The 20,294-nt window shown below is 28.9% G+C and carries 19 protein-coding genes; 6 read left to right on the top strand and 13 right to left on the bottom strand.

The window, feature by feature from the left end; translation table 11 throughout:
• Positions 1-65 precede the first annotated feature (65 nt).
• Positions 66-1,061 (top strand): tyrosine recombinase XerC, encoded by a 996-nt coding sequence (locus tag H9661_RS09260; RefSeq protein ID WP_423738982.1) that lies wholly within the window; start codon positions 66-68, stop codon positions 1,059-1,061.
• Positions 1,062-1,087: 26 nt separating this feature from the next.
• On the opposite strand, the gene H9661_RS09255 is transcribed toward H9661_RS09260, so the two are convergent.
• The gene (locus tag H9661_RS09255; RefSeq protein ID WP_143315189.1) at positions 1,088-1,609 is read right to left on the bottom strand and encodes a hypothetical protein; all 522 of its coding nucleotides are present in this window, start codon (positions 1,607-1,609) and stop codon (positions 1,088-1,090) included.
• A gap of 71 nt (positions 1,610-1,680) precedes the next feature.
• Positions 1,681-2,100: a hypothetical protein gene (locus H9661_RS09250; protein ID WP_143315190.1), complete on the bottom strand. Its 420-nt coding sequence runs from the start codon at positions 2,098-2,100 to the stop codon at positions 1,681-1,683.
• A gap of 147 nt (positions 2,101-2,247) precedes the next feature.
• Here H9661_RS09250 and lexA point away from each other — a divergent pair, with 147 nt between their 5' ends.
• A complete protein-coding gene (lexA, locus tag H9661_RS09245) occupies positions 2,248-2,853 on the top strand; it encodes a transcriptional repressor LexA (protein ID WP_143315191.1) in 606 nt (201 codons plus the stop codon).
• A 73-nt stretch (positions 2,854-2,926) separates the two neighbouring features.
• Positions 2,927-3,541, top strand: a complete 615-nt coding sequence (locus H9661_RS09240; protein WP_143315192.1) for a DUF3267 domain-containing protein — start codon at positions 2,927-2,929, stop codon at positions 3,539-3,541.
• Positions 3,542-3,583: 42 nt separating this feature from the next.
• Here the strand turns inward: H9661_RS09240 and H9661_RS09235 are convergent, their stop codons facing one another.
• The 5 genes from H9661_RS09235 to mutS all read right to left on the bottom strand — a co-directional run bounded on the left by H9661_RS09235 (position 3,584) and on the right by mutS (position 10,706).
• Entirely contained in the window at positions 3,584-4,864 is a 1,281-nt protein-coding gene (locus H9661_RS09235) for a methionine gamma-lyase family protein (protein ID WP_191768417.1), read from the bottom strand.
• Positions 4,865-4,938: 74 nt separating this feature from the next.
• Positions 4,939-5,184 (bottom strand): RNA chaperone Hfq, encoded by a 246-nt coding sequence (gene hfq, locus H9661_RS09230; RefSeq protein ID WP_143315194.1) that lies wholly within the window; start codon positions 5,182-5,184, stop codon positions 4,939-4,941.
• Between the two features lie 38 nt (positions 5,185-5,222).
• Positions 5,223-6,152 (bottom strand): tRNA (adenosine(37)-N6)-dimethylallyltransferase MiaA, encoded by a 930-nt coding sequence (miaA, locus tag H9661_RS09225; RefSeq protein ID WP_143315195.1) that lies wholly within the window; start codon positions 6,150-6,152, stop codon positions 5,223-5,225.
• 14 nt (positions 6,153-6,166) lie between these two features.
• Positions 6,167-8,062, bottom strand: coding sequence for a DNA mismatch repair endonuclease MutL (mutL, locus tag H9661_RS09220; RefSeq protein ID WP_143315196.1), 1,896 nt, complete (start codon positions 8,060-8,062; stop codon positions 6,167-6,169).
• A 13-nt stretch (positions 8,063-8,075) separates the two neighbouring features.
• Positions 8,076-10,706: a DNA mismatch repair protein MutS gene (mutS, locus tag H9661_RS09215; protein ID WP_143315197.1), complete on the bottom strand. Its 2,631-nt coding sequence runs from the start codon at positions 10,704-10,706 to the stop codon at positions 8,076-8,078.
• Between the two features lie 212 nt (positions 10,707-10,918).
• On the opposite strand from mutS, the gene H9661_RS09210 reads away from it, so the two are divergent.
• Positions 10,919-11,263, top strand: a complete 345-nt coding sequence (locus H9661_RS09210) for a phenylpyruvate tautomerase MIF-related protein (RefSeq protein ID WP_143315198.1) — start codon at positions 10,919-10,921, stop codon at positions 11,261-11,263.
• A 218-nt stretch (positions 11,264-11,481) separates the two neighbouring features.
• Here the strand turns inward: H9661_RS09210 and H9661_RS09205 are convergent, their stop codons facing one another.
• Positions 11,482-14,748: a DEAD/DEAH box helicase gene (locus H9661_RS09205; protein ID WP_191768415.1), complete on the bottom strand. Its 3,267-nt coding sequence runs from the start codon at positions 14,746-14,748 to the stop codon at positions 11,482-11,484.
• Between the two features lie 242 nt (positions 14,749-14,990).
• Here H9661_RS09205 and H9661_RS09200 point away from each other — a divergent pair, with 242 nt between their 5' ends.
• Positions 14,991-15,392, top strand: coding sequence for a SatD family protein (locus H9661_RS09200; RefSeq protein ID WP_143315200.1), 402 nt, complete (start codon positions 14,991-14,993; stop codon positions 15,390-15,392).
• Here the strand turns inward: H9661_RS09200 and H9661_RS09195 are convergent.
• The 5 genes from H9661_RS09195 to H9661_RS09175 all read right to left on the bottom strand — a co-directional run bounded on the left by H9661_RS09195 (position 15,360) and on the right by H9661_RS09175 (position 19,677).
• Complete coding sequence (locus H9661_RS09195) at positions 15,360-16,259, bottom strand: DUF3307 domain-containing protein (RefSeq protein ID WP_191768413.1); 900 nt, start codon at positions 16,257-16,259, stop codon at positions 15,360-15,362. The genes H9661_RS09200 and H9661_RS09195 overlap by 33 nt on opposite strands.
• A 15-nt stretch (positions 16,260-16,274) precedes the next feature.
• Positions 16,275-17,009: a SatD family protein gene (locus H9661_RS09190; protein WP_143315202.1), complete on the bottom strand. Its 735-nt coding sequence runs from the start codon at positions 17,007-17,009 to the stop codon at positions 16,275-16,277.
• Positions 17,010-17,182: 173 nt separating this feature from the next.
• Entirely contained in the window at positions 17,183-17,620 is a 438-nt protein-coding gene (locus H9661_RS09185; RefSeq protein ID WP_143315203.1) for an Hsp20/alpha crystallin family protein, read from the bottom strand.
• Positions 17,621-17,799: 179 nt separating this feature from the next.
• Entirely contained in the window at positions 17,800-19,131 is a 1,332-nt protein-coding gene (gene miaB, locus H9661_RS09180; RefSeq protein ID WP_207729663.1) for a tRNA (N6-isopentenyl adenosine(37)-C2)-methylthiotransferase MiaB, read from the bottom strand.
• Positions 19,132-19,458: 327 nt separating this feature from the next.
• Positions 19,459-19,677: a hypothetical protein gene (locus H9661_RS09175; RefSeq protein WP_143315205.1), complete on the bottom strand. Its 219-nt coding sequence runs from the start codon at positions 19,675-19,677 to the stop codon at positions 19,459-19,461.
• A 129-nt stretch (positions 19,678-19,806) separates the two neighbouring features.
• Between H9661_RS09175 and H9661_RS09170 the strand changes: the two genes are divergently transcribed.
• Positions 19,807-20,199, top strand: a complete 393-nt coding sequence (locus tag H9661_RS09170; RefSeq protein WP_191768411.1) for a hypothetical protein — start codon at positions 19,807-19,809, stop codon at positions 20,197-20,199.
• The last annotated feature ends 95 nt before the right edge of the window (positions 20,200-20,294 follow it).

The following is a 20,294-nucleotide window of genomic DNA, read 5'->3' as shown; positions in this document are numbered from 1 at the left end:
AGGATAAAAACTCAAATCTTAACCTTTCTCCTAACGGAAATGGACAAGCTATCACAGGTTCAGATATATCTGAAACCTTTGGTATTGAGCTAGCTGATACTAGCACTTATCCTGAAACCTTAAAAGATTTTTTAAATTATTTAGAGACCATCAAAGGTAAATCCAGCAACACAATCAAAGGTTACGCTATTGATTTAACTTTGTTTTTTAGATTTTTAAAGGTATATAAAGGTTTAATTAAAGATACCTCTTTAGAGTTTGGTGAAATTCCTACAAACGATATAACCAAAGATTTTATTAGAGGAATAAAACTTACAGATATTTATGCTTACCTTTCTTTTGTAGAAAAACAAAGAGAAAACGGCACTCACGCTAGAGCTAGAAAAGTTGCTGCATTAAAATCCTTCTTTAAATTTTTACAAAACAAAGCAAAAGTAATCGATGAAAATCCAACTTTAGAGTTAGAATCTCCAAAATTAGATAAAAGACAGCCAGTTTATTTAACTTTAGATCAAAGCTTAGAACTTTTAAATTCGTTAGATACTACCGATAAAAACTATTATAGAGATTATTGCATATTGACTTTATTCCTAAACTGCGGAATGAGACTTTCAGAATTATGCTCTATCAACATAGAAAAAATTAAAGGAGATACATTAACTATTATAGGTAAAGGTAATAAAGAAAGAACTGTATACCTAAACGAAGCTTGCCTTAAAGCCTTAGATAATTATTTAAAAGTCAGAGATGTTTCAAAAGTTTCTGAAGAAGATAAAAAATATCTATTTATTTCAGGTAGAAATAAAGCTATAAATAAAAGAACTGTTGAACTTTTAGTAAAAAAACATATTGGAAATGCAGGAATCGTAGACGGCAAATATACCCCTCATAAATTGAGACACACTGCTGCTACCCTTATGTATAAATACGGCAATGTAGATATTAGAAGTTTACAAAACATCTTAGGTCATGAAAGTATTTCAACTACTCAGATTTATACTCACGTAGATGATGATTCCTTAAGGGAAGCTGTAAAATCAAATCCTTTATCAAAACTTTAAAAGAAGAGATTCTACTCTCTTCTTTTTTATCCTAACAAAGGCTCTCCTAGTATCTCTTTTAAATTAGTCTTGATAGCTTCGTCATCTCCATCGTAAATCACTACTACTCTCCCCTTTTTATATATATGAGGTGCTTTTAACCAATTAATTTTAGTACCATTTATAACAGACCCATTCTCTGTTACTGTTTTTAGATCACTAATAATCTTTTCTTTATCTTCTAAGTTATACTCATATATAATTAGGCTACCACCAACTATTTTGTAATCTTCACTCTTTACAGAAAAATAAGGGCTAGTAGTATCTTGCTTTTCTAATGTTATTCCTTTCTTAGCCAATTCTTTTTTTAATTCATCTTTACTATATCCCATAGATTCATCTTTAATTTTACTTACTATATCTTTAGCATCTTCACTTACCTTTTCAGTCCCTTGCTTAATGTTTTTTCCAGCATCCTCTATTGTATTTTTGGCATTACATCCACTAAACAATAGAGAAATTAGCAAAACAACTATTGTAAACAAAGCAAATTTTCTTTCTTTAAACACAAAATCACCTTCTAACACAAAAATATCTCTAATGTATTTTTTGTATTAGAAGGTGATTTTATTCTTATTATCTATATGTCTTTCTTTAATTTCCTAACACCCGGAAAAACTTCTTCAGTCATTTCTTCTAAATTTCCATCTTCAAATAATTCTTCTTCAGTTGAATAATCTATATGGTCAAATGCATCTTCATATTCTTCGCCTAAATCATTTTCTTTAGCAAAATCTTTATATGCATCCTTTAATTTATCATAATCATCATAGAAAGAATCATCTGTTGTATCTACTTCCTCGTCTAAAGCATCCTTTTGAGCTTCTAATTCATTTATGTACTCTTCCTCTAAAACCTTATTTTCTTCCACTGTCTTAGCTATATCTTCAATATTAATCGCTCTAATATCTACTCCATCCATCTCTAAACACTTTCCGCAATTATCACAAATTTTCTTTTTGTATATATCGCAGTAATCATCTTCAGTATATTTAGCCATATTAATACACCACCTATTAAAATAATCAAATTTTATTATAACAAAGTATTGCCCATTAATCAAATTTATATACAGAACATAGGTTTTGAGAACATAGGTTTGATATACAATTAATGTTATGCTATAATATTTTAAAGAGGTGTTAACATGGTAGAAGGTAAAGATAAACAATCTGATATATATAATTTTCTAAAAACTTATACAGAAACTAAAGGATATCCACCATCTGTTAGAGAAATTTGTGAAGCTGTTTCACTAAGATCTACTTCAACAGTTCATGGACATTTAAAAAGACTAGAAAAAAAAGGGTTAATTAAAAGAGATCCTACAAAACCTAGAGCTTTAGAAATAGTGGAATTAAATTCAGCAAAAAGAGAAATGGCAACAATACCTATTGTAGGAAAAGTTACTGCAGGGCAACCTATTTTAGCAACTGAAAATATTGAAGATACTTTTTCAGTTCCCTTAGATTATATTAAACATGATAGAGAGTTGTTTATGCTTAAGGTTACTGGTGAAAGCATGATAAATGCAGGTATTTGTGATGGTGATTTAGCTATAATCGAAAAGGCTGACAACGCAGTCAATGGTGAAATTGTAGTAGCCCTTATAGAAGATGAAGCAACTATAAAGAGATTTTTCAAAGAAAAAGACCATATTAGATTGCAGCCAGAAAACGATACTATGTCTCCTATCATTGTGGATACTTGTAGTATACTAGGAAAACTTGTTGGATTGTTTAGACAATATTAAGTAATAATATTATGTAAAGAGCTATATATTTAAATATAGTTCTTTTTTTATTTCTTTTAAGGAGGATTAAATTATGTTTGTTAATGGTCCTTTTCCTGATTTCAAAAGTGAGATTTCAAGCGAGTACACAATTACCTCAGCAGATCGTAATTCTCCTAAGAAACAGAGAAAATATGCATCAAGAATAATGATTCTCATTCATTATCCTTTTTGCTTCGGAATTGGTTACAGTACTTTTAATTTTCATAGTAATTTTATTAAATCTTTAATTTGGTTTTTAGGATATTTTTTATTGTTTTTTCTAGTAGTAACTATAATTCATCTGCTGCTTCACTGCTTATTTTTTCCTACTAGCACCTGGAATAAAAAATGTTATTTAGGTTTTTATAGAAAATACTTAACACCTTTTTGCTATTGTAAAAAGGAACTTAAAAAATTCAGGCTTATTATAGCAGCTATCTCCCCTTTATTTATACTAACTATATTTCCACTTCTCATAATAATTTATAATCATATAAGTATGTTATTATTATCAATTGCTTATGCTAATGCTCTTTTATCAGCATTTGATCTATATGATATATATATTTTACTTAAAAAGATTCCAGGCTCAGGAAATATTATATTAAAATCGGCTAATAGATATTTTATTGTAAAAAAAAGAATGCCTAATAATATGAATTTATAATAAAAGCCACCTCAAATATATTTTGAGATGGCTTTCTTGTCCTTATTTATTCAATACATTATTTAGTGCTATAAGTATACCTATTTTAGCGTGGTCAAATGTCAATCCACCTTGAAGATATGCTATATAAGGTTCTCTAATAGGTGCATCAGCTGATAATTCAATAGAAGCACCTTGTATAAATGCACCTGCTGCCATTATAACTTCATCTTTATATCCTGGCATAGCCCATGGTTCACATTCTACATAAGAGTCTATTGGCGAACCATGTTGTATTCCCTTACAGAAATCAATTACCTTTTTAGGATCACCAAATTTTATAGATTGAATTATATCACTTCTCTTTTCATCATACTTAGGTAACACTTCAAATCCAGCAAGTTCCATTATTCTAGCACAGAACACTGCTCCTTTAACAGCTTCCATAGCTACATGAGGAGCTAAGAATAATCCTTGATATAAGCTTCTCATAAGGCCAAATGTTGCTCCACACTCCCCTCCTATTCCAGGGATAGTTAGTCTGTAAGCTGCTTGAGTAACTAACTCCTTCTTACCTACTATATATCCTCCTGAAGGAGCTAAGCCACCTCCTATGTTCTTTATAAGAGATCCTGCTATTAAATCTGCACCTACATCAGTAGGTTCAATAACATCTATAAATTCTCCATAACAATTATCAACAAATACATTTACATCTTCTCTTATATCTTTTATATAAGATATTATTTCTCCAATTTCAGATACTAGGAATGAATTTCTCCATCCATAACCTGTACTTCTTTGAATATGTATTACTTTAACAGAGCTATCTTTTAAAGCTTCCTTAATGGCTTCAAAATCAAATTTACCTTCTTTAAGGTCTACTTGTTCATAATTCACTCCATATTCCTTAAGAGAGCCTATTTTCTCCTCTCCGCTTATCCCTATAATATTATGAAGAGTATCATAAGGTTTCCCTGATACTGCAAGTAATTTATCTCCAGGTCTAAGATTTCCAAATAGTGCAGCTCCTATTGCATGAGTTCCGTTAACAAAGTGTGGCCTAACTAATGCAGCTTCTGCGTTAAATATTCTCGCATATACTTTATCTAAAGAATCTCTCCCTATATCATCATAACCATATCCTGAAGAATTAGTAAAATGAGTATCACTTATTCTCTCCTCTTGAAAAGCCTTTAATACTTTGATTTGGTTATACTCCCTTATTTCATCATAGATCTTAAATTGTTCTTCTACATCTTTTATCGCTATATCATATAACTTTAAAGTTTCATCTCCAAAGTTATAGGTATTTTTTAATAAGTCCTTAGTAATTTGTAACATTGTATTCCTCCAAAATTTTATTCCTCTTGTATTATAACAAATAAAAAAGATGAAAGCCAAGCTTTCATCTTTTATTATATATTATTATCAGTATTTGTTTCAGTAAATAATATTGGTTTTGATGGAGTTACTGTGGTTATTGCATGTTTATATATAAGAACTTGCTTACCATCCTGATCTAACACAACTGTAAATGCATCAAATCCAGTTACAAAGCCCTTAAGTTGAAAACCATTAGTTAAATAGATAACTACTTGATTTTTATTTTTTCTAGCACTGTTTAAAAATATATCTTGCAAATTATTTTGTTGTTTAGTCATTAAGGCACCTCCCGTTTTCTTTTAAAATAATTATACAGTTATTTAGAATTTATGTCATCTAAAATTTCAGCTACAATCTCACTATCACTTAAAACATCCTTATCTAAGAAAATTGCCCTCGGATCCCTTCTAAACCAAGTTAATTGCCTTTTAGCATAATTTCTAGAGCCTTGTTTAACCATATCAACTGCCTCTTCAAAGGATATCTTGCCTTCCAAGTGATAAAGCATCTCTTTATAGCCAATTCCCTGCATTGATTGCATAGATGAAGTATACCCTCTTTCCTTAAGACTTATACATTCATCAAGTAGACCTTTATCTATCATAATGTCTACCCTTTTATTAATTCTTTCATATAATGTATCTCTATTCATAGTTAAAACAAAGAAATGTATATCATACGGTGATTTATAGAATTCTTCACCTGAATTATAAGAACTAAAAGGCTTACCAGTAAGTTTATATACCTCTAATGCTCTAATAACCCTTTTTAAGTTATTGTAGTGAATTTCTTTATAACTTATTGGGTCAATATCTTTAAGCTTTTCATGTACAAACTCATTGCCTTTTTCATTAGCTAAATCTTCTAAATACTTCCTATAATCTTCATCTTTATCCGTTTCAGAAAAGTTCATATTACAAGTTAAGGAGTTTATATATAACCCCGTGCCCCCAACTATCATAGGAAGCTTATTATTAGCTATTATTTCTTCTAAAGCATCACTTCCCCTATCCTTGTATTCAGACACCGAAAAACTTTCTGAAGGATCTACGATATCTATCATATGATGAGGTACTCCATCCATCTCTTCTCTTGTTATTTTAGCCGAACCTATGTCCATATATTTATATATTTGCATAGAATCTGCTGAAATTATTTCTCCATTTAGCCTTTTAGCTAATTCAATAGAAAGTTCAGTTTTTCCAACCCCTGTTGGACCTGCCAAAATTAAAAGTTTCTTTTTCATCTAATCACCATTCTCTATACTATTCTTCTAAATTTCTTTTCTAAATCATAATTACTAAACTTAATTATGGTTGGTCTTCCATGAGGACAGTGGAAAGGATCATCTATATATCTAAGTTCTTCAACTAGTTTTATCATTTCTATATCTGATAATGTATCATTTCCTTTAACAGCTGCCTTACATGCCATTGTTGCTATTTTATTATATTTAACTTCTGTAGTCTTTCCAGATCCTAATGACTTAATATTATCTAATATACTTAAGAATAAAGATTTAGGATCAAGTTTACCTAAGAAATAAGGTACTTCCTTTAGCGTTATAGAATTTCCTCCAAATTCCTCTAGGGTAAAACCAGCATTTTTAAATACTTCTGCATTTTCTTCATAATTAGCATAATCATCTATAGTTAGGTCTATTATAGCTGGTATAAGTAAAGGTTGAACCACTAAAGATCCACTCTCTATATTCTTCAAATACTTTTCAAATAGGATTTTTTCGTGAGCAGCATGTTGATCTATCATATAAAGTATTTCTTCATATTCAGCTAAAATATAAGTTTTATTAAACTGTCCAATTATTTTTAATGGAGGAAACTTTGCTTGAACCTCATTAACAGTTACATTACCTTCCTTAATAATTATATTATTTACTTCCTTCTCAATTCCTATTTTTTCATCTGATATTTTCTCATTTATTATAGGTAAAGTATTCTCTTTAACCATATTATTTTCTTCTTCTACTATAGTTATTGGCTTAAGATCAATTGGAACTTCTAAATGTATTTTCTCGCGAGTTTCAAAAGAATTAAAAGATACCTTCTCTTCATGATTAGGCTTAATATCTAATTTAATCTCTTCAAATTGTGGAGTATAGGAAATCCTATCTTTTTCCTCTTCTTCAGGCATCTTAAAAGTATCAAATACATCCTTCTTTAAAGTTTCATGTACTGTATCAAATACCTTTTTAAATATCACTCTATCATCAGTAAATTTTATTTCTGCCTTTGTAGGATGTATATTTACATCTACAAACTCAGGATACACTTCTATAAATAAAGTAAAAAAAGGGAACTTGTTTACTGTACTAAAAGATTTAAAAGCATTTTCCACAGCAGCTACTATAGTTTTATGTTTTATATATCTTCCATTAACAAAAATACTTTGATTATTTCTTGATCCTCTTGCTATTTCTTCTTTACCTATATATCCATATATAGTTATAGTATCATCACTACTTTCAAAATATAAAAGATTATCAGTTATAGACTTTCCGTATACAGTTCTTATAACATCTTTTAAATTTCCACTTCCATATGTATGAAGTACTTTTTTACTGTTATTATAAAGTTTAAAACTTATAGAAGGATTAGCTAAGGAAGTTCTATTTACTATATCAGTTATTAATGCTCCTTCTCTTGAAGAGCTTTTTAAAAATTTCTTTCTAGCTGGCACATTATAAAATAAATCCCTAACTTCTAAAGTAGTTCCTTTGTTAATACCGCATTCCTGAAACACTTGAATTTCTCCACCTTCTATAACAAGCTCACGGCCAAAGTCTTCATCTTCTATTCTAGACTTTATATTAACCTTACCAACAGCAGCTATAGATGGAAGGGCCTCTCCTCTAAAACCTAAAGTATTAATTGAATATATATCTTCTGACTTTTTTATCTTACTTGTTGCATGAGGTAAAAATGCCTTTTTTATATCCTCTGGATGAATTCCATCTCCATCATCTATTATCCTAATTAAAGCAGCTCCACCATCTTCAATTTCTATAGTTATATTTTTTGATCTTGCATCAATACTATTCTCAATAAGTTCCTTAACAACTGAAGAAGGCCTTTCAACTACTTCTCCAGCTGCAATCTTATTAGAGGTATTTTCATCAAGTAAATTAATTCTTTTCATGATTTAAACCTCCTTATTGTAATTTCTTAGCTTCTCCTATAAGTTTAAATAAAGTATTCATTGCATCCATAGGAGTCATATTTAAAACATCACACTGCGCAAGTTCTTTAATTAGTGCTTCCTTTTCTAAGGATTCAAAATCCATCTGCATAACTTGGCTTTTTTCAGATTTTACATGTTTCTCTGTTTTAGTAACACAAACTTCTTTTTCTATAGGTTCACTAGGCACTATATTAACCTTTGATTTACCTTCTAGAGATTCTAGTATCTCTTTAGCTCTATTAATTACCTCTTCTGGAAGCCCTGCAAGCTTAGCAACCTCTATACCATAAGATTGGTCAGCTCCCCCTTCTACTATCTTTCTTAAGAAAATTACATTATCCTCTATTTCCTTAACAGCTACAGAATAGTTTTTAACTCCTGGTAAAGAACCTTCAAGTTTTGTAAGTTCATGATAATGTGTTGCAAATAACGTCTTACATTTTAAATTACTCATTTTTGTTATATGCTCTATAACAGCCCAAGCTATACTAAGACCATCGTAAGTAGAAGTACCACGACCTACTTCATCTAATAAAACTAAGCTTTTGCTAGTAGCATTTTTTAATATATTAGATACTTCCCACATTTCAACCATAAATGTAGATTTACCACCAGCTAAATCATCAGAAGCACCTATTCTTGTAAATATCTTATCACAAACTGAAATATTAGCTTTCTTAGCTGGTACAAAAGACCCCATTTGTGCCATTAAAGTGATTAAGGCAACTTGTCTCATATATGTAGATTTACCTGCCATATTAGGCCCTGTAATTAATAATAGTTCATTATCTTCATTATTTAACAGAGAATTATTAGAAACGAATTCTCCTCTTCCTATTACCTTTTCTACAACAGGATGTCTTCCTTCTATAATTTCTATAATTCCATCTTCATTAATAGATGGTTTAACATAATCATTCTCTAAAGCTATTAAAGCTAATGTAGATAAAGAATCTAGGCTTCCAATAATTCTAGCACTTTTCTTAAGACGTCCTATTTCCTTTTCCACAGTATTCCTTATAGAAATAAATAGCTCATATTCTAAATTAACAAGCTTTTCTTCTGCTCCTAAGATTTTATCTTCCATTTCCTTAAGTTCAGAAGTTATATATCTTTCAGCATTAGCTAAAGTTTGCTTTCTAATATATCTACCTTCAGGTATAGATGAATAATTTGCCCTAGATATTTCTATATAGTAGCCAAATACTTTATTGTATCCAACCTTTAAAGACTTAATACCAGTAAATTCTCTCTCACTGTTTTCAAGAGAAGCTATCCACTCTTTTCCGTGTAACTTTGCCTTTCTAAGTTCATCTACCTCAGAATTAAAACCATCATTTATTATATTTCCCTCTTTAAGGTTAATAGATGGATCATTTAATATACCTCTATTTAATAAATCTTTTATATCAGTAAGTTCGTCTAAATCATTAAAATATTCTCTTAATATAGGAGATTCTGAACTACTTAATGATTTTTTTAGATTTGGTATTTTTTCTAGAGATGACTTTAAAGACACCATATCTTTACCATTAACATTTCCACTTGATATTTTTCCTACGATTCTCTCTATATCATAAATTTCCTTAAGTGCTGTTCTTAAATCTTCATTAAGGGATATATTATTAAATAGCTCCTCTACGCCTCCAAGCCTTTTTTCTATTTCCTTCTTTATTATTAAAGGCTCATCTATCCATCTCCTTAGAGCTCTTCCCCCCATAGAAGTGGCTGTTTTATCCATTACCCATAAAAGAGATCCCTTCTTACCTTTTTCTCTGATACTTTCAGTAAGTTCAAGATTCCTACGAGAATTACCATCTATGGTCATAAAATTTAATATTTCATATTTCTCTAAAAAGTTTATGTTTGTTAAACTCATTTTTTGAGTTTCAAATATGTATTTTAATAAAACCTTACAAGCTAATTTAGAAGCTTCATCTAAACCATCAACTTCCACTTCAGAAAATTGATTAGCTAATTCCTTATCACTTACTATAAACTCATTAAAAGGTTTTTCTGTTATTAATGCATTAGTTGATGCATGGATTTCATCAATTAATTCCTTAGAAGTTCCTTCTGCCATAAGCACTTCTTTAGGGCTAATTTTAGATAATTCATCTAATAATGTACTTTTCAAATTAGTAAAGGATGTAGTTTTAAATTCACCTGTACTTATATCAGTAGAAGCTATTCCAATTTTATTACCATCTTCATATATTGCTACTAGATAAGTATTTAAATTTTCTAAAGCTGCATTATTATCTACATATGTACCAGGTGTAATTACCTTTATTATATCTCTCTTAACTATTCCTTTCGCTAAAGCTGGATCTTCTACTTGCTCAGCTATTGCTATTTTATACCCTTTAGCTACAAGCCTAGATATATATGTAGCAGCTGCATGGTATGGTATTCCACACATAGGGGCTCTTTCTTCAAGACCACAATCTCTTCCTGTAAGAACTAATTCTAATTCTCTTGAAGCAGTTTTTGCATCATCGAAGAACATCTCATAAAAGTCCCCTAATCTATAAAATAAAATACAATCTTCATATTTATTTTTTATCTCAAAATATTGTCTCATCATGGGAGTTAATGCCATGTATAATCACCTCAAATATTAATTTATCTAATCTCTTTGTTAATTTAACTATCTTCATTGAAATTATACTATAAGCTTCAATTAATATCAAAGAAAGGAGAATTCTATAGCTTTAATGAAAAACATTTTTAACACAAATTGTAATAAAATTAACTATTTCTAATATTATAGTAAATAAAAGCAAAATATATAAATGAGAGGAGACTATATTTATGCCTTACATTGATTCAAAAGTTACGATACCTCTTTCCGAAAATGAAAAAGAGTATCTAAAAAAAGAACTAGGGAAAATAGTAAACGACATACCAGGAAAATCAGAAAAATTTTTAATGCTTGGTTTTCAAGATAATTACTCTCTATATTTCAAGGGACAAAAAATGGATTATGGAGCTTTCGTAGAAGTGAAACTTTTTGGCAGAGTTTCTGAAGACTCTTTAAAAAGGGTTACAAAAGAAATTTGTGATTTATATAATGATAAGCTTAATATCCCTCCTAGGTCAATTTATGTAAAGTTTGAAGAGGTAGATACTTGGGGTTGGAATGGAAGTAACTTGTAGAAAGGGGAAAAGACATAAAGCCGGGGGGGCAATATGTCTTTACGATTAATACCTTTTACAAATGCAATTATTTATTCCAACTTCATTATTATAAAGTGAAGCAAGCTAGATTTAAGATATATAAAAATAAAAAGGAGCTTGGCTAGTGATCTTCTCACTACCAAACTCCTTTGTTTGATATTATTGTATAACTTAAATCTATATTTGTAAATAGCTTTTTAATAATTTTTAGAAAATAAAGATAAAATTTCTTCTTCCTGCAAACTATTAAAGTTATCTCCTAAATCTACCTCTTCTCCTACTACCTTATTGATTAACTTTTTCTTTTCTTCTTGTAAATCTAATATTTTTTCTTCTATTGTCCCCTCAGAAATCATCTTAATAACTTCCACGATCTTTTTTTGCCCTATCCTATGAGCTCTATCAGTAGCTTGATCTTCTACCGCTGGATTCCACCAAGGGTCAAAATGAATTACCACATCTGCACTTGTTAAATTAAGCCCTGTTCCTCCTGCTTTTAGAGAAATTAAAAATACAGAAGTATCTTTGTCATTATTAAAATCTTCTACTAGTTTACCTCTCACCTTTGAAGGAGTAGAACCATCCAAATAACTAAAACTTATATTATTTAATTTAAATGAAGCTGCAATATTTTTTAAAACTGAAGTAAATTGTGAAAAAACAAGTATTTTATGCCCTTCACCTATGCTTTGAGATACAGTTTCTAATAGAGCATCTATCTTACCACTTCCCCCTTTATAATTATCCATAACAACAGAAGGGTCTAAACATATCTGCCTTAGCTTTGTAATATAAGATAAAATTTCAATTTTACTATTCTTAAACTCATCATCCTTTACCTTTTGCTCAATTAACTCTTCAGCATACTTTGAAAAAGTTCCATATACTACTTTCTGTTCTTCATCCATAGGAACTATAAGCCTTTTTTCTATTTTATCAGGGAGTTCCTTTATAACATCCTTTTTATATCTTCTAAGTATAAATGGATTAATTAATTTTGTTAGCTCTTTTATTATAACTTCATCCTCTTCAAGCCTTCTATGATATCTTGTAGTGAATTTCTTTTCATCATACAGATATCCTGGCATAATAAAATCAAAAATAGACCAAAGCTCCATAAGAGAATTTTCAAGAGGAGTCCCCGTAAGAGCAAATCTAGTTTTAGCTTTTATAGCCTTACATGTCTTAGCTGCTTGTGAATGAGAATTTTTTATATTTTGTGCTTCATCCAAAATACAATAATCAAATTCTATATCTTCATATAAATCTAAATCTCTTTTTACTATATTATAAGTTGTAATTAATACATCATATCTATTTCTATCATTAATTAAATCTTCTCTATCACTTCTACTACCACCAAGTATAGCTACCTTAATATGAGGTGCAAACTTTTTAAATTCACTATACCAGTTATAAATTAGAGATGTAGGTGCAATTATTAAAGACTTACTATTTGGATTTGAGCATATAAATGTTATAGTCTGTAGTGTTTTACCAAGACCCATTTCATCACCTAAAATTCCTCCAAATCCAAGATAATCTAAAGTTCTTAACCAAGTATACCCATCCTTTTGGTAATTCCTAAGATTTGCCTTAATATTATCTGGCAAAGGAAAATCTTTAGCCTTTAGGTTTTTAAGAGAATTCTTTAAAGATTTTAGACCTCTCCTACCTTTAATATATTTTATATCCTCTTCTTCTAAATAATCTTCTAAGTACATTCCCTTACTCTTATGAATGGTAATAGTATTATCATCTATATTTGACTCATTCTCTAAAGAATCTAAAAGTCGTAGGAACTTTTTCATTTCAATTTCTTCAAGATCTAAAAATTCACCTGATTTTAACCTATAATATTTTTTATTATCCCTAAAGGCTCTGAGAATAAGTGCACTTTCCTCAGGAGGAATATCAGAAAGTTTAAATTTGAATTCAAAATAATCATACTTACCTTTTTTTACTTCTCCACTGAAACTACCTTGATTTAAAGACTTTATTCCTGTAAATCTATCTGAATAATATACATCTCCTATATCCTGAAGTTCAAGTATATCTTCTTTAAAGAAATTAAATATATATTCTTCATCTTTAAAGAAAACAAATCTATTATTAACCTCTTCAAAACCTAATTCTCTAAGTTTTTCAATAACTTTCCCTTCTTTAATACTGTCTCTATATATTACTTTTTCAGTAAAGGTATCAAAATAATTAAATTCATATTCATTATAGGATACCTTAAGATCTAAATAAATTTCATCATCTTTATCAAAATAAAACTTAAAACTTACTGGAGCAATAACCACCTTATTGCTTATAGAACTAGAAAGTTCAATATCCTTTGTGACCTTTTGCATAGAAGGAATAAGTTCTCTAAGAACCCTATCTTCCTCAGCCTTTGTAAAGAAAATAGCATTTCCATGATTAAATGCTTCTATATAAGGTGTTAATTTTTCTACCTGCTCATCAGGAGGAATATATATTATTGCATCATATAAATATACATCATCACTATCAGTCAATGGCTCAGGAACACCACGTGGAGCTTCTAATTTAAGCATATTTCCAATTTCCTTAAGGTTTAAAGGCACAGGAATATTGTCTTCAATAATTTCTGTTTCAAGTTGTCTTGAATAAAAGCCAGATCCCAAATAAACTCTATGATTTTTAATTATACTCATAAATTGCTTAACTAAAGCCTTAGGTATAGTAATTTGCTTACCTACCACTAGCTTCTGCTCTACCTTTTTGAAAGAAGTTCCTGATAAATCAATATCTTTAAGGAGTTCTATAAATTTTATAAGTTTCTTATCTTTAATACTTAACTTTTGTTTATTTATGTCAAAAACAAATTCCTTACCATAATTTATTTGTATTCTATTATATAGTGCAACTAAAAAACCATCTATATCTTTTAGTGAATAGAGTTTATTGGACTTCATTCCTTGTAATCCAATTTTAAATTCAGCTGCTATCTTTCCCGTCCAAGATATTTTATTTATAATAACTTCAAATTTCAATTCTTGCCTTCTTTTATTTTCCCCAAGTAAAAAGTCAAGTATAGAACTTTCAGTGGCCTTTACTATCTCTTCTTCTTTGTTATAATAAAGACCCAACCTTTCCTTAAGTTCAGGGTCCTCATCTAAATTACGTAATAACTTATAAAAGGTTGCCACTAAGTGCTTACATACATAATTATTCTTTTTATATCCGTTTTTTTCAAATGCACTACAAGTACAATTAGTATATGCAACTTCCTTATTCTTTTTATCTATATTTAATTTACATAAGTATTCACTAAAAAGGTCTTCAGATATAACTGAAGCTTCAATATCTAAAGAATCACTATCTCCACCTAAATTAATCTCTGATATCAAATCATTTTTAAATACTCTTTCGCCATCTTTTTCATTTTTTCCATATGTACTTTTTTTAAAACCTTCAATTAAGGCTTGCTTTATCATTAATTCTTCACCTGCTCTATAAAAGTTATATATATTATATCATCAAAATTAAATTTTATCATTTTATGAAAAATCAATTTTTCAATATGTTATTAGAATAGGGACAAAATATGCTAAATTTCATATATTAATTATAAATTTAAGAAAGGTTAAGGATTTGGCCTTAACCATAAATAAGTTAAGATTATAACCTTAACTCTTTAACAGTTAAGGTTATAATCTTAACTACGAGGTGAACAGAGATGTATAAAGCTATAATTTGTGATATAAAATCTTCAAGAACCATAAAAAATAGAGAGGAAGTTCAAATTTCCTTAATAAAAGCCATAAGAAAATGTAATAAGGATTTCAAGTTATACATCATATGCCCCTTTACAATCACAGCTGGAGATGAATGGGAAGGTTTAGTATCTATAGATGCTCCAATATATAAAATTTTATATTGTTTTAAAGATAATTTACCTAAAAATATTACTTTTTATGTTGGTATTGGTAAAGGTAATTTGTCTATAAAAAATCTAAACTTACCTGTAAATCACCTTGATGGAGAAGTTTTTATACAAGCTCGTAAGTCATTGATATATGCTAAAGATAATAATATAACCATTGACTCAAAGGATTTTAGCTATAACTACACCACCTAAAATAGCAATAACAAAACTAAAAAAGGTTCCAATAATGTAATATTCAACAAAACTATCATTATCGAATTTCTTATATCTAGCTATAGATTTAACTGTAAGCACAATAGCAATGACACTTGGGTGAGACATTACTATACCTAAAATAATGAAAAGTCTTTCTAATATGCCTATTAAAAATCCACCTTTTTTAGCTTCCTCGCTGCACAATTTTTTACTTGATAGAATGAGAAGCATATCATTTTTTATATTATCAGAATCACTTTTTATACTATCTAATAATGATTTAGAAAAATACGCTGCTCCAAAGGTTGAAAAAAATAAAATCAGCACTATTACTAATATTTTATCGTGAATATTAGTAGTTGAAGGCAAGGACACAATAAAATCGTACAATGAATCTGGTGCAATACCTAAAGTTAGTTTAAAAATAATAAAAATAGCAATAAGATGTAAAAGTTGATCAGTTAAAAATATAATAAAATTTATTTTATTTTTACTAATATTAAAGTTACAAGAACCAAGTTTCAAATCTTTAAATACCAGATTAGCTAGTGATGAAATCTTTAAGGGGAAACCTCTTATAATTGGTTTTAATAAATCTATCATTACATGTATAAATGTAATAAGAGCTATTAAACTTATAGGAAAATAGAAATAAGTTTCTGTAAAATAGCTAACAAAAACAATTAATATTAAAAGTATGAGACCATGAATTATCCCGTGGATCAAGTTATAGAAAATAGATCTCTTTATTCTAGTGATTCCAACGTAATTACATGAATCTCTTCCCTTTGCCATAGTATCTGTTTGAAGTACAAAATCCCCTATAAGATGTGAAATTAAGGTTATTAAAAGAGCAGTAATCATATTAAATACTCCTTATTAGTTACTTATAATATATTGTTTTAATAATTCCTTAATAAGTTCCTTATTGTTCTTTAAAGTAAAGTATTCAGCAGAATTAAGCTTTTGAGATATATCAGCCTTGGATTTAGCAACATTATTTTCTAGCATCTTGTTATATGATCCGAACTTTTCATACATAGTTGCTACTTTAAGTTGCTTTGTTGTTATTTTACTAAACAAAATTTCTGTATTTTCTATAAGAACATTAATTACCTCATTTAATGTTTTTATATTTAATATATTATCATCTAAGCTAGTAAGCGCTACTTCATCAAAATTGTCAAATTCATTGTATAAATAAAAAGGCTTCCCCTTAAAGTAAACTTTATTTAACTTAGACTTAATTGCATGATCTCGGCTCTTAACAGCATTAATGGCTTCTCTTGCAAAAATAAAAGCTTCTCCATCCATTAATGAACTGTTTTTATATACATCCGTGCTTATACATCCAATTCCTATACCAGAGTAAACACTAATATTAAGTTCAAGGAGAAAAGTCTTTATTTTACTTATAATATTATAGCTTTCCTCTGGCCTTTTTAAAACAATCTGCCACTCATCACCTAAAGTAAAAGAGATGTCCGAAGCTAATATTTCAATATATTCCTTACTTAAACAATCAAAATACTCCTTCAACTTATCCTGTAAAAGCTTACGTTCTTTGATTTTTCTAGATCCAACTATATCCATGTTAATTACACTATAAATCACTTTAATTTCCTCACTTCAAGTATATTAAAATTAATTTTCATTCCTTACATATCTATTATTATACAACAAATTGGAAAAATTATACATACAAAAAAAACAGATGTGCTTATGTTTTCTATTAAGAAACATAAGCACATCTGCATAGATAGAAATTAGCATATATTAAATTATAGCTATTTAATTTCTATTCTGTTTGAATTGTTTATAACATTTTCTACTTTAGGCATATTTACATGTAATACACCATTCTCAAAAGTAGCTGATATATTATCTTTATCAACATTATTAATGTAAAAGCTTCTAACAAATTGACCATAATGTCTTTCTTTTCTAATATAGTTATCTTTACTTTCTTCAAGGATCTCATCCCGCTTACCAGATACAACTAAATTGTTATCTTTGTATTCAAGGTTAATGTCCTCTTTTTTTACTCCAGGAAGTTCAGCCTCCATAATATATTCATTTGCTGTTTCTTTAATATCTGCTTTGAAATTTCCCCCCATGTTTACTGGAGAGAAGAAATCATCATTAAAAAAGCTTGAAAAGAAATCATCAAACGAATTTCCAGTTGATTTAACTCCGTTACTTCTAAAAGGTACTAATCCAAACATATTAAAAAACCTCCTTAAAATTTAAATTTATTTTTTATTACATTTATATTATAATTCCAAGGTCAAAGAAAGTCAAAGTTTATAATCAAGAGATTTCTAAAATGTAATTGAGAAAACAAAAGAAAATTCAAAATATTTATTAAATAGCAAAAAAAACAGCCTAAAAGGCTGTTTTTTTGTTAAATTACTTCCCCAATTAATGAGAAAGGTTGTGCTCTGTTTATCTTTACATTTACAAGCTTTCCAACTAAGCTTATATCTCCTTGGAAATTTACAAGTTTTCCGTTTCTTGTTCTTCCCATAAGTTTGGTTTCATCATTTTTACTAGGTCCTTCAACAAGTACTTCAACTGTCTTTCCTTCATATACCTTATTGCCACGTATAACACTATCATTAACAGCTGCTACAAGCCTGTTAAATCTTTCATGTTTAACATCATCTGCCACTTGATCTTCCATCTCATCAGCTGGAGTATTATTTCTTCTTGAATAAATAAATGTAAATGCAGAATCATATCCAACTTCTTTTACTAAGCTTAAAGTATCTTCAAAGTCTTCATCTGTTTCCCCAGGGAATCCAACTATTATATCTGTTGTAATAGTGCAATCAGGAATTTCCTTTTTGATTTTATTGATTAGACTCATGTATCTTGCTCTATCATAATGTCTATTCATCACTTTTAATACTCTATCAGAACCACTTTGTACTGGTAAATGAATTTGTTCACAAAGCTTGTCACACTCTTTAACTGCCATAATTACTTCTTCAGTTAGATCCTTTGGATGTGAAGTCATGAATCTTACTCTTTCTATACCTTCAATTTTATTAATTCTTCTAAGTAAACCTGCAAAGTTTATATCTTCTTCTAATCCCTTACCATATGAATTAACATTTTGACCAAGTAAAGTAACTTCTTTATATCCTTTAGAAACTAAATCTTTAATTTCATTTTCTATTTCTTCTGGTTTTCTGCTTCTTTCCCTACCTCTTACATAAGGTACTACACAATATGTACAAAAATTGTTACATCCATACATTATAGTAACAAAACCTTTTACAGAGCTTTCTCTATCTACAGGAATACCTTCAACAATTTGAGTTTCCTTATCAAATATTTCTTTAACTTGAACACCTTCTGTTTTAACTCTATTAAGGTATTCAGGGAACTTATATGAATTATGAGTTCCAAATATTATGTCAACATATGGGAAACGTTTTAATATATTGTCTGCCATTCCTTTTTGTTGCATCATACATCCACATATCCCTATAATAAGATCCGGATTTTTTTCCTTTACCTTTTTTAGCATTCCTAAATTTCCATAAACCTTATTTTCAGCATTTTCTCTTACACAACATGTATTAAATAAAATAATGCTTGCTTCATTTATATCATCAGTTCTTGTATATCCAATATTTTTAAGCATACCTGAAAGCTTTTCAGAATCCTCTTCATTCATCTGACATCCCCATGTCTCAATGAAATATTTTAATTTAATATTATCTGTCATAACTATCCTCCTGTTTTAAAAGTTCATTTAGTATTATATCATAAGGAACAAATTAAAATAAAGAGGAAATCAAAGAAGATGATAATCTTTCATAGTATGAACTAAGATTAAGGAAAAATTTTATAAATTTAATATAAACTTCATCTAAACCGCATTTTACCAGCATATTCTGAAGAATATTACCATATAAGAATATATATTCTTCAGAATATTTCTAAATCTATATCCAAATATATAAGATACCACAAAATCCTTATGGTATCTTATATATTCATCAACATAGAACTTTCATTCCTTATCAGAAAACCTTTACTGAGAGGATAAACTTTATTTTTGAATATTAGCATATTGAATTGTATATTTATTTAAAGCTATCTCGGAACCATCTTTGCAAGTTACAACTATGGAACTTCCTTGGTCTTGAAGCCAATATTTCAAGTTATTCATCTGAAAAACATCAACTTTGAAGGTAGCTGAATCTTCAACACCAAATGTTACCTCCTTTGAATCTCCAATAAATCTTAATTTAATTGATTTTTCATGCATAAATCTCACCTCACTATTAATCTTCTACAAAAATACTCTTTTTCCTTCTTTTTCTATATAATATATTTCATTCCTTATAGAGATTTATTTAAAGTATTATGTTACTATATTCAGTAAGGAGGTGTTTATATGTCAAAAATTTCATCAAAATACTTAAATTTAGAAGGTTTATCAACATTAATAGAATCCTCAAAAAAAACCTCTGAATTTAATGGTGCTTTAATTATGACTAGTTTTGGTATGGTAATTGGAAAACTTGCTCCTGTTTATTCTGGAACAGATATTCCTCATGCAGCTGAATTGGTATATGATTATAAAGAAGAATATGTTAAGTCTTTTCAAGAAGAATATAAAGAGGATATTGAAATAATAGGTGATGGTAGCTTAATAGTTATTGAAGATGCTACTATAATCTATGGAAATAATTTGAAAGTAGACATTGAAGAAATAACAATTCATTGTTCTGACGTAATTGGTTTCTCACCTATAAATATTGAAAAATTCAAAGGCAATTTAAGTTAAATCAATACACCTAGTAGGAATCGAGTAGGAGGTAGATAATTATTTTATCTACCGACCTCTCACACCACCGTACGTACCGTTCGGTATACGGCGGT

It is taken from the genome of Clostridium cibarium (assembly GCF_014836335.1).
Classification (GTDB): domain Bacteria; phylum Bacillota; class Clostridia; order Clostridiales; family Clostridiaceae; genus Clostridium; species Clostridium cibarium.
This window is presented reverse-complemented; position numbering and strand designations above follow the sequence as displayed.